The sequence below is a fragment of the Paucihalobacter sp. genome (assembly GCF_036825875.1).
Taxonomy (GTDB): domain Bacteria; phylum Bacteroidota; class Bacteroidia; order Flavobacteriales; family Flavobacteriaceae; genus Paucihalobacter.
This window is the reverse complement of record NZ_DAISXK010000067.1, coordinates 1-9,814: the sequence shown is the minus strand read 5'-3', so window position 1 is coordinate 9,814 and position 9,814 is coordinate 1. Positions and strand designations below refer to the sequence as shown.

Sequence of the window (9,814 nt, the reverse complement as noted above, 5' to 3'; positions counted from 1 at the left end):
GGCGTATACACACTTTCCAGGCGTGCGCCTTCGACCACTCGGCCACCTCTCTAAAAATAAACTTTGTGTTTAATTACAGGGGTTGAAATAACGAAAAATTATTTAAAGCCTCAAACTTTTATCATTAAATTTAAGACATTTCTCCTCGCAAAGAGGTTTCAAAATTGGTTTTAAACTCTTTAGATTCGAAATTTTTACCCAGTAAAAACATCAGTTTGGTAATTGCCGCCTCAGTAGTAATGTCTAACCCAGAAATAACACCTATTTTTCTAAGGATTTCGCTAGTTGCATATTGACCCATGGCTACACTTCCTCCTGAGCATTGTGTTACGTTGATAATATGGATACCCGAATTTATAGCATTAACGAGTAAATCTATAAACCAAGATTCGGTTGTTGCGTTGCCTGCACCATAGGTTTCTAAAATGATACCTTTAATAGAAGGGTTGTTTAAAAAACAATTAAGGCTATATTCCGAAATGCCCGGAAAGAGTTTTATTATAGCAACATTGGTGTTAAAAGTTTTATGTACTACTAACTCTTGGTTTTGGGGTTGAAATAAATAATCTTTATTAACCTTTAGATGAACGCCTGATTCTGCCAACATTGGATAATTCAAGGATTCGAAAGCCTCAAAATGATCTGCATTAATTTTGGTGGTTCGGTTTCCTCTATACAGTTTATATTCAAAATACAACCCTACTTCTTTTATAACTGGCTCAATACCATTGCGTAAAGAAGCCATTTGTATTGATGTGATTAAGTTCTCCTTAGCATCGGTTCTTAAATCACCGATAGGTAGTTGTGAACCTGTGAAAATTACAGGCTTCTGAAGATTTTCAAGCATAAAACTTAATGCCGAAGCCGAATAACTCATCGTGTCGCTGCCGTGAAGAATAACAAAACCATCATAATTGTGATAATGCTGCTCAATTAATTCAACCATTTGAATCCAATATCTCGGATGCATGTTAGAGGAATCGATAGGCACCCTAAATGAAACAGTTTGAATTTCACAGTCCAAAATGTTTAACTCTGGAATATTTTTTAATAAATGATCAAAATTAAACGCTTCTAAACTGGCGGTTAAAGGATTTTTGATCATCCCGATGGTGCCACCGGTATAGATCAATAAAATTTTAGGCTTGTTCTCATTCATAAGTTAAACTCCAAAAATGGTTTTTGAATTTTCAGTTGTGATGTCGGCAATTTCTTCTGGCGACAGGTTGTAAAGTAAGGCTAATTTTTCAACGACCTTAATTATATATGAGCTTTCATTTCGTTTACCTCTAAAAGGTTTTGGTGCTAAATAGGGCGAATCGGTCTCTAATACGATGTGTTTTAATTCTATTTGATTCAAAAACTGATCAATACCTCCATTCTTAAAAGTTACCACACCACCTATACCTAATTTCATATTGAAAGAGATTGCTCTTTTTGCTTGTTCGAAAGTACCGGTAAAACAGTGAAATATTCCAAATAAATCGTCATCAAATTCACCTTCTAATACATCAAAAATCTCATCAAAAGCCTCTCTGCAATGAATAACAATTGGTAATTTATATTTTTTAGCTAAGCGAATTTGATACTTGAAGGCTTCTTGCTGTATGTTTAAGGTGGAAGTGTCCCAATACAAATCAATTCCTATCTCGCCAACCGCATAAAATTTTCTAATGGCTAGCATATTTTCAACATGAAGCAATTCATCTTTATAATTGTCTTTAACCGAGGTGGGATGCAAACCCATCATTAAAAACATATTATCGGGGTAATTTTTCTCAAGTTCTAACATAGACGACGTGTAATTCGAGTCTATAGCTGGTATAAAAAAGCGCTTGATATTTAAGTCGAGTGCTCTTTTCACAACTTCATCTCTATCTCTGTCGAATTGCTCACTATATAAATGCGTATGCGTGTCTGTTATAATCATTCTGCAAAAATAATTGTTTTATAAGAGTATCTTTGTAAAAAAAATGAAATGGACAGTCTACAAACTTTTTTATTAGGTCAAGGCTATATCAAGGCTAAATTAAAGCTAACCAAAACCAATCACTTTGAAGTTAAGGCAACTATAAATGGTGCTAAAGGCGTTTTTATTTTAGATACCGGAGCGTCTAATTCCTTATTGGGAATGCACAATGCTAAAAATTTCAATTTGAACATTGAAGATTCCGAAATAAAAGCGACAGGTGCAGGCGCTAGTAATATGACTACTCAAATCTCAAAAATCAATGCTATAAAAATTGGTAAATGGAAAAAACAAAAAATGCCTATAATTTTGTTTAATCTTGCCCATGTTAATGAAGGACTAGTGAGCCAAAAGGCCAAACCTGTTGACGGAATTATCGGTGCTGATATTTTGAAAAAAGGGAAGGCAGTTATAGATTACGAAAAAAAATACCTTTATTTAAAAGTTATATAACTACTTTTTTTGAATGTTTTGGAATTATGCCTATATTATAATCAATCCCGAAAATAATAGTACATGCGCCCAACAATCGTAATTGCTGATGATCATCCATTAATGCTCAAAGGTTTAACTGAATTTCTATCTGACAAAAATTTTGATATTGTAGCGCAGGCAAAAAATGGCAAGGAAGCTATGACCTTAATAAGAGCTCACAAACCAGATATCGCTATTTTAGATATCCAAATGCCTATCCAGTCAGGGCTTGATGTGGCTAGTATCTGCAAGCACGAAGGAATTGAAACTAAGCTCATTATACTAACATTCGAGAAACATGAAAGCACATTTAAACTTGCCCAAAAATTGGGTGTTTATGGTTATATTTTAAAAGAATTTGCTCTTTTAGAACTAGAAACTTGTATTCATTCCGCATTAAATGGCAAAACACACTTTCCTGATGAACTCAAAAAATCACTTGAAGTTGAACAGGTTCCAGAAAAAATAGAATTGCTAACACCTACAGAAAAAATTGTTGTATCCAGTATTGGGAAAAATAAAACTGCCAAAGAAATAGCTGATGAACTTAACATTTCAGTTAGAACCGTTGAAAAGCACAAAAGCCATATTCGTACAAAATTAAATTTAGATTCTAGTTATGGCGCCTTAATTGGCTTTGCAAAAGAATTTAAAGATTTTTTGAAGTAAGGTCTTGTAAACGTCTTCAAATCTTCCTTTAATTGTAAGTAAATTCTTCATTTATATCGCCAAATTATAATCTTCAAAATATTTTACAAAAAAATTAATTTTTATACTATTGACAATAAGGCGTATAAATCGATAAAATTTCTATATACGTAGTTCTACGTATTGCGCTGCGTTAAATTATTTATGAACTTAGCAATTAATATTAACTGCGACCTGTTTTTCTATACGGGAACGTTATTATTAGTTTTTAGGGATAACGAGTTCTGTTTAACGGCAGAACTCGTTTATTTTATACAATTGTCCTTAAGCATCAAAATTTTTAAAGATTTTATAAATGAACATTATTTCGATTTAGTTGAAAATTATGAAATATTTAGACCTAAATTTTGACTAGCTAGAAGGCCAATTTTACTAAAAGGATAAAAATAGCTTGTTTTGTAGGATTATTCTTATAAAAAATACGTAGTTCTACGTATTGTTTTATGCTTATTTATTGCTGAAATTAGCAACGCTATTAATCAATTGAGTCTGTGAAGTAAAAATGAAAGTTCAGATTTCAGTCTGAACTTTCACTTCCAGATTTATCCAAATCCAAATCTATGAATACTGTGAAAGATGAAACCAATCCAACCAACAAAATTTTAGTAATTACTGTAATTGTATGTTCTGTTTTAGTTATTGCTATCAATATTTTAGTTAATTTTTTTTAGTTATAGTTAGTTACTATTTATCAAAAAAGGCACAACGTTTTAACATTGTGCCTTTTTTACCTTAATAACGTTCAGTTTTTACAGTTCTAATGCTTTTTTAATATTGTTATCCATCAAAAATTCTTTCGGATTTTCAAGTGCTTCTTTTACTGCAACTAAAAAGCTCACACTTTCCTTGCCGTCTATAATTCTATGGTCATAGGATAATGCCACGTACATAATTGGGCGTATTTCAACCTTACCATCAATAGCTACAGGGCGTTCTAGTATATTGTGCATTCCTAAAATTCCACTCTGCGGTGGGTTGATAATTGGAGTTGAAAGCATACTTCCAAAAACGCCACCATTAGAAATAGTGAAGGTTCCTCCAGTCATTTCATCAACTGTAATTTGCCCATCACGCGCTCTTAAAGCCAATCGCTTAACTTCGGCTTCAACGCCTCTAAAGCTTAAGTTTTCGGCATTTCTAATTACCGGCACCATCAATCCTTTTGGTCCTGAAACTGCAATACTGATATCGCAGAAATCATAGCTGATCATTTCCTTTCCGTCAATCATTGAATTTACAGATGGAAATAATTTTAAAGCTCTTACTACCGCTAAAGTGAAGAAGCTCATAAATCCTAAGCCAACACCGTGTTTGTTTTTAAATGTTTCTTTGTATTCGTTACGCAAATCAAAAATAGGTTGCATATCTACTTCATTAAAAGTAGTAAGCATGGCTGTTTCGTTTTTAGCCGAAACCAATCGTTCTGCAACTTTACGTCGTAACATAGATAACTTAGAGCGCGATTCACCACGAGTACCTCCAGTTGGCGTTCCCATAGATATGGAGGCATTGACTGCATCGTCTTTGGTGATGCGACCATCCTTTCCTGATCCAGAAACTTGCGAAGCTTCTACTCCTTTTTCAGCTAAAATCTTTTTGGCTGCTGGACTCGCTGTTCCAGTGGCATAAGTTTTCGTTTCTGCCTTATTAGAATTACTATCAGTTTTCGATTTAGGTTCTTCTTTTTTAGGAGATTCCTTTTCGGGTGCTTTCTCTTTTGCTGGTACCTCACCTTCTGGTTTTTCAGCAGAAGTATCAATTAAACAAACTACTTCACCAACTGCAACTGCATCGCCTTCTTCAGCTTTCAATGTAATGATTCCGCTTGCCTCAGCAGGTAATTCTAGGGTAGCCTTATCACTATCTACTTCAGCAATAGCTTGATCTTTTTCAACATAATCACCATCTTGCACTAACCATTGTGCTATTTCTACTTCTGTGATTGATTCGCCTGGTGAAGGCACTTTCATTTCTAAAATCATTGTTTAATATTTTATTTTTATCCTTTTTGTTTGCCTCTTTTGTGATTGGCGAACTTTCTGCCAGATCAACATCTTTTATGTTTATCGTTGATTTGATTTTGTTTTGTCAAATACGTAATCAATTACTTCTTTATGGCGTCTTTTTGATCGCGTCGAACTGCCAGCTGCTGGCGCACTGTAAGGTCTACGGCCTGCATATCTAAATTGTTTAGCTTCGTCAAGGTGCATCAACATATGGGCATAAGCACCCATATTTTTTGGTTCTTCTTGTGCCCAAACTATCTCTTCAGCATTCTTGTATTTTTCTATTATTGATAGAATTTCTTTAATTGGTAATGGGAATAACTGCTCTATTCTAACTAATGCAATATCATTTCTGTTTTGCGCTTCTTTTTCCTCTAACAAATCATAATAAAACTTTCCCGTTAACAGCACCAAAGATTTAATGTCTTTTGGGTTGGCAGTTTCATCATCTATTAAAGTTTGGAAACTACCATTTGCAAATTCATCGACTGTTGAAACCACTCGTGGATGTCTCAACAAGCTTTTTGGTGTAAATACAATTAATGGCTTACGGTAATTGGCCTTCATTTGTCTACGCAACAAGTGAAACATATTAGCAGGTGTACTGCAATCGGCCACAAACATATTATCTTTGGCACAAAGTTGCAGATAGCGTTCCATACGTCCTGATGAATGTTCTGCTCCTTGACCTTCATAACCATGTGGCAACAACATGACCAATCCGTTTTGCGTTTTCCACTTATCTTCTCCTGAAGATATGTATTGGTCTATCATAATCTGCGCTCCGTTGCTAAAGTCACCAAATTGGGCTTCCCAAATGGTTAGCGTATTTGGACTCGCCATGGCATAACCATAATCAAACCCAACAACACCATATTCGGATAACAGAGAGTTGAAAATATTGAACTTACCTTGGTTGTCACTTATATTGTTATGAAGAATAATTTCTTCCTCACTGTCTTCTACTTTTACCACTGCGTGACGATGTGAAAAGGTTCCCCGTTCAACATCTTGCCCTGAAATTCTAACGCTAAATCCTTCTTCTAAAAGCGAACCATAAGCTAAATGCTCGGCCATTGCCCAATCTAGCTTGTTCTCATCAAACATGGTTTGTCTGGACTCTATCAAGCGTTGAATTTTTCGAATAAATTTTTTATTCTTTGGTAATTGCGATAAAACTTCGGTAATACGTTTTAAGTTTTCCGTGGGATAAGAAGTATTTACTTCTTTCATCATTTCCTGTTCTGTTACACGCTCAAATGCTTCCCATTGCTTTTGCATAAAAGGTGTTATGACTGTTTTTTCTTCCTTACGAGAATCCTCAAGTTTTAATTCTAAACCTGTTTTGTAAGCTTCTTCTATTTGAGACACATAATTTTCATCGATTATTCCTTCAGAGATAAGCTTTTCAGCATAAATGTCTCTCGGGTTTTTATGACTAGCGATTGCTTTGTAAAGTTTTGGTTGGGTAAATCTTGGCTCATCACCTTCATTATGACCGTACTTTCTGTATCCTAGTAAATCTATGAAAACGTCGCGTTTAAATTGCATTCTAAAAGCCAAGGCAAAAGATGCGGCATGCACAACAGCCTCGGCATCGTCTGCATTTACATGCAGTATCGGAGACAAGGTTACTTTACCAATATCGGTGCAATAAATACTTGAGCGCGCATCTAAATAATTTGTGGTAAATCCGATTTGGTTATTTACTACAATATGAATAGTCCCGTTGGTTTTGTAACCATCTAGCTTGGCCATTTGTACAATTTCGTACACAATTCCTTGACCTGCAATAGCTGCATCGCCGTGAACTGCAATTGGTAACACTTGCGAAGCATCTGTTATGTCGTCTCGGTCTTGTTTTGCTCTCGCTATACCTTCAATTACGGCTCCTACCGTTTCTAAATGTGAAGGATTTGGTGCAATGCTTAAATTGATGCGTTCACCGTTTCTGGTTTCTCTTTCGCTGGTCCAGCCGAGATGGTATTTAACATCACCATCAAAAATTTCCTCGTCGTAATCCTTGCCATCAAATTCACTAAAAATATCTTTTGCCGATTTGCCAAAAATATTGGTTAACGTGCTTAATCGTCCTCTATGAGCCATACCTAGCACAAACTCTTTTACACCAAAACCAGCCGCCTCTTCAATCAAAGTATCCAGAGCTGGAATTAACGATTCGTTACCCTCTAATGAAAATCGTTTCTGTCCCACATATTTAGTATGAAGAAATGTTTCGAACGATATAGCGTCGTTTAATTTTTTAAGAATGTGTTTTTTTTGTTCAGGCGTAAATTTTCCGTGATTATCATTGATATTCAGCTTATTTTGAATCCACTGAATTTCTTCAGGCTGACGAATATACATATATTCTATACCGATAGAATCGCAGTAAATGGCTTCTAAATGTTGAATTATATTACGAAGCGATGTAGCACCAATACCTAAAATATCACCAGCATTAAAAACGGTATCCAAATCGGATTGTGCTAATCCAAAATTCTCGATTGCTAAAGTAGGCGAGTATTGACGTCGCTCTCTAACAGGGTTTGTTTTGGTGAAAAGATGACCTCGTGACCGATAGGCGTCGATCAGTTTTACAACATGAAATTCTTTTTGAACGTTTTCGGGAATTTGAGTTGTAACGCCCTCTACAATTTCACCTGAAAGTCCATAGTTTTCGCTTCCAAAATCGTAACCTTGAAAAAAGGCTCTCCAACTTGGTTCAACACTATCAGGATTTATTAAATATTGGTCATATAAATCGGCGAAATAGGCCGTGTGCGCTGCGTTAAGAAAGGAATATTTATCCATTATTTGTATGTGTTGTTGATGATGCAACAAAATTTCGGTAAAAATACAACTTTTAAGATTATTTAAAATGCATTTATTATATTTATAACATTACTTTAAAAACTTTTAAAAAATGCATATAATCAAGATTATACAGAATTTAAAGCTATTAATTTTATTAGGATTTTGTAGTTTGATATCAAATATTGGTCAAGCGCAATTATCGACCTCAGATCCAAGCCCATTTTGGTCAAATGTAAGATATGGTGGTGGTATAGGTTTGGGTTTTGGCGATGGTTTTTTTAGTGGCACTTTAGCGCCGAGTGCGATTTATCAATTTAATCCAAAAGTGGCATTCGGAATTGGATTAAATGGCACTTACAATAGTCAGAAAAATGTGTACAGTTCTACTGTTTTAGGAGGTAGCGTAATAACTTTATACAATGTGATTCCTGAAATTCAAGTCTCAGGTGAATTTGAACAATTGAACGTGAATCAAAAATTTAAAAACAACATAGCTAACAACGATAATTATTGGTATCCCGCATTATTTTTAGGAGCTGGATACGGCAACAGAAATATGATGTTCGGGATTAGATATGACGTACTTTACGACGAAAACAGAAGTATTTATGCCAACGCATGGATGCCATTTGTTAGGGTGTTTTTTTAATAATGAGCTTTATACCAAACTTTCTGCCACTCGCGTTTCAAAATCAAAAAAGTGACTGTTTTTGAAAGTTGAAAAACATCACTACCATCTAACTTTTTAATATCGCGCTCTGGAACATCAACAATGTAAAGCAAGTTGAGGTAGTCGTTAAATTTTTCTCGAATAAGATGAAAAACCACTTCTTGAAATGCTTCAAACATCAATTGTGGCGTCACATCATCTTCAAACTGTAAATTAATATTGGCTAATAAAAGGTCTTTATTTAGCTGCACTAACAACTTTTGATAAAGATCCAAAGCCTCAACTTCGGCAATTAAATCTTGAAAAGTGGCAGGTTTATGCATTACACTTTACGTTGCATAAGTTGTTCGCCAAAATGCCTTAAGCCCATTTTTTTTTCGTCGGAAATAGCTAAGTTTTCTAATACTGAAAAGGCCTTTTTTGTGTAACTTTCAATAGCAGCTTTGGTTTGAATGACCGCACCAGAAGTTTCAAAAATCTCCTTAACGGTATTTATTTTTTCTTCGGAAGTATTTGATTCAGAGTTAAACAGCTCTAGCAAAACTTTCTTATCGTTTTTGCTACCAAGTTCTAAAGCCTTTAAATATAGATAGGTTTTTTTATTTTCAATAATGTCACCACCAATTTGCTTTCCGAAAGTTTCGGTGTCACCAAAGGCATCTAAATAATCATCTTGCAGTTGGAATGCGATTCCTAAATTGTACCCATATTCATAGATTGAGTTTTGGTTTTGTGGCGTCGTTTTTGCGATAATTGCGCCCATCTTCATAGCTGCAGCAACCAAAACAGCGGTTTTGTAAGCTATCATTCTAATATATTGATCTACTATTACGTCGTTTCTGGTTTCAAAATCTACATCGTATTGTTGACCTTCACAAACTTGTAGTGCCGTTTCAGAAAATAAGGTCATTAAACTTTTAAATTGTTCGTTTTCATAAGATTCTAATAATCTATACGACAAAATCAGCATGGCATCACCTGATAAAATTCCTGTATTTAAATCCCATTTTTCATGCACAGTCACTTGACCTCTGCGTAGTGGTGCATCGTCCATAATATCGTCATGAATCAAAGAAAAATTGTGAAATACTTCAACACATAGCGCTGCGTTTAATCCATCTTTAAAATTACCGCCAAAAATATCGGTTGTCATTAAGGTTAAAACTGGTC

At 34.8% G+C, this 9,814-nt stretch carries 9 protein-coding genes; 3 read left to right on the top strand and 6 right to left on the bottom strand.

Annotated elements, in window-relative coordinates:
- Positions 1–130: 130 nt before the first annotated feature.
- Positions 131–1,159 carry an asparaginase gene (locus V7Z48_RS12965; RefSeq protein WP_334114019.1) on the bottom strand — a complete coding sequence of 343 codons (1,029 nt, stop codon included), beginning with the start codon at positions 1,157–1,159 and terminating at the stop codon, positions 131–133.
- Positions 1,160–1,162: 3 nt separating this feature from the next.
- On the bottom strand, positions 1,163–1,930 hold the full coding sequence (locus tag V7Z48_RS12960; RefSeq protein WP_334114018.1) for a TatD family hydrolase: 768 nt from the start codon (positions 1,928–1,930) through the stop codon (positions 1,163–1,165).
- A gap of 48 nt (positions 1,931–1,978) precedes the next feature.
- Here V7Z48_RS12960 and V7Z48_RS12955 point away from each other — a divergent pair, with 48 nt between their 5' ends.
- Positions 1,979–2,422, top strand: coding sequence for a retropepsin-like aspartic protease family protein (locus V7Z48_RS12955; protein ID WP_334114017.1), 444 nt, complete (start codon positions 1,979–1,981; stop codon positions 2,420–2,422).
- 63 nt (positions 2,423–2,485) lie between these two features.
- A complete protein-coding gene (locus V7Z48_RS12950) occupies positions 2,486–3,112 on the top strand; it encodes a response regulator transcription factor (protein WP_334114016.1) in 627 nt (208 codons plus the stop codon).
- Between the two features lie 788 nt (positions 3,113–3,900).
- On the opposite strand, the gene odhB is transcribed toward V7Z48_RS12950, so the two are convergent.
- Positions 3,901–5,133 carry a 2-oxoglutarate dehydrogenase complex dihydrolipoyllysine-residue succinyltransferase gene (gene odhB, locus V7Z48_RS12945; RefSeq protein WP_334114015.1) on the bottom strand — a complete coding sequence of 411 codons (1,233 nt, stop codon included), beginning with the start codon at positions 5,131–5,133 and terminating at the stop codon, positions 3,901–3,903.
- A gap of 81 nt (positions 5,134–5,214) precedes the next feature.
- Positions 5,215–7,971 (bottom strand): 2-oxoglutarate dehydrogenase E1 component, encoded by a 2,757-nt coding sequence (locus tag V7Z48_RS12940; protein WP_428850098.1) that lies wholly within the window; start codon positions 7,969–7,971, stop codon positions 5,215–5,217.
- Between the two features lie 112 nt (positions 7,972–8,083).
- Here V7Z48_RS12940 and V7Z48_RS12935 point away from each other — a divergent pair, with 112 nt between their 5' ends.
- Positions 8,084–8,623, top strand: coding sequence for an alpha-ketoglutarate decarboxylase (locus tag V7Z48_RS12935; RefSeq protein WP_334114014.1), 540 nt, complete (start codon positions 8,084–8,086; stop codon positions 8,621–8,623).
- Here V7Z48_RS12935 and V7Z48_RS12930 read toward each other — a convergent pair.
- Together V7Z48_RS12930 and V7Z48_RS12925 are read right to left on the bottom strand one after the other, a co-directional pair.
- On the bottom strand, positions 8,620–8,967 hold the full coding sequence (locus tag V7Z48_RS12930) for a hypothetical protein (RefSeq protein ID WP_334114013.1): 348 nt from the start codon (positions 8,965–8,967) through the stop codon (positions 8,620–8,622). The genes V7Z48_RS12935 and V7Z48_RS12930 overlap by 4 nt on opposite strands.
- The coding region (locus tag V7Z48_RS12925; protein ID WP_334114012.1) for a polyprenyl synthetase family protein at positions 8,967–9,814 on the bottom strand (848 nt) is incomplete at its 5' end. The genes V7Z48_RS12930 and V7Z48_RS12925, both read right to left, overlap by 1 nt.

Excerpts from the sequence above, each read along its gene's own strand:
- V7Z48_RS12965 (WP_334114019.1), bottom strand. The coding sequence starts at position 1,159 with ATGAATGAGAACAAGCCTAAAATTTTATTGATCTATACCGGTGGCACC.
- V7Z48_RS12960 (WP_334114018.1), bottom strand. The coding sequence starts at position 1,930 with ATGATTATAACAGACACGCATACGCATTTATATAGTGAGCAATTCGAC.
- V7Z48_RS12955 (WP_334114017.1), top strand. The coding sequence starts at position 1,979 with ATGGACAGTCTACAAACTTTTTTATTAGGTCAAGGCTATATCAAGGCT.
- V7Z48_RS12950 (WP_334114016.1), top strand. The coding sequence starts at position 2,486 with ATGCGCCCAACAATCGTAATTGCTGATGATCATCCATTAATGCTCAAA.
- odhB (WP_334114015.1), bottom strand. The coding sequence starts at position 5,133 with ATGATTTTAGAAATGAAAGTGCCTTCACCAGGCGAATCAATCACAGAA.
- V7Z48_RS12940 (WP_428850098.1), bottom strand. The coding sequence starts at position 7,971 with ATGGATAAATATTCCTTTCTTAACGCAGCGCACACGGCCTATTTCGCC.
- V7Z48_RS12935 (WP_334114014.1), top strand. The coding sequence starts at position 8,084 with ATGCATATAATCAAGATTATACAGAATTTAAAGCTATTAATTTTATTA.
- V7Z48_RS12930 (WP_334114013.1), bottom strand. The coding sequence starts at position 8,967 with ATGCATAAACCTGCCACTTTTCAAGATTTAATTGCCGAAGTTGAGGCT.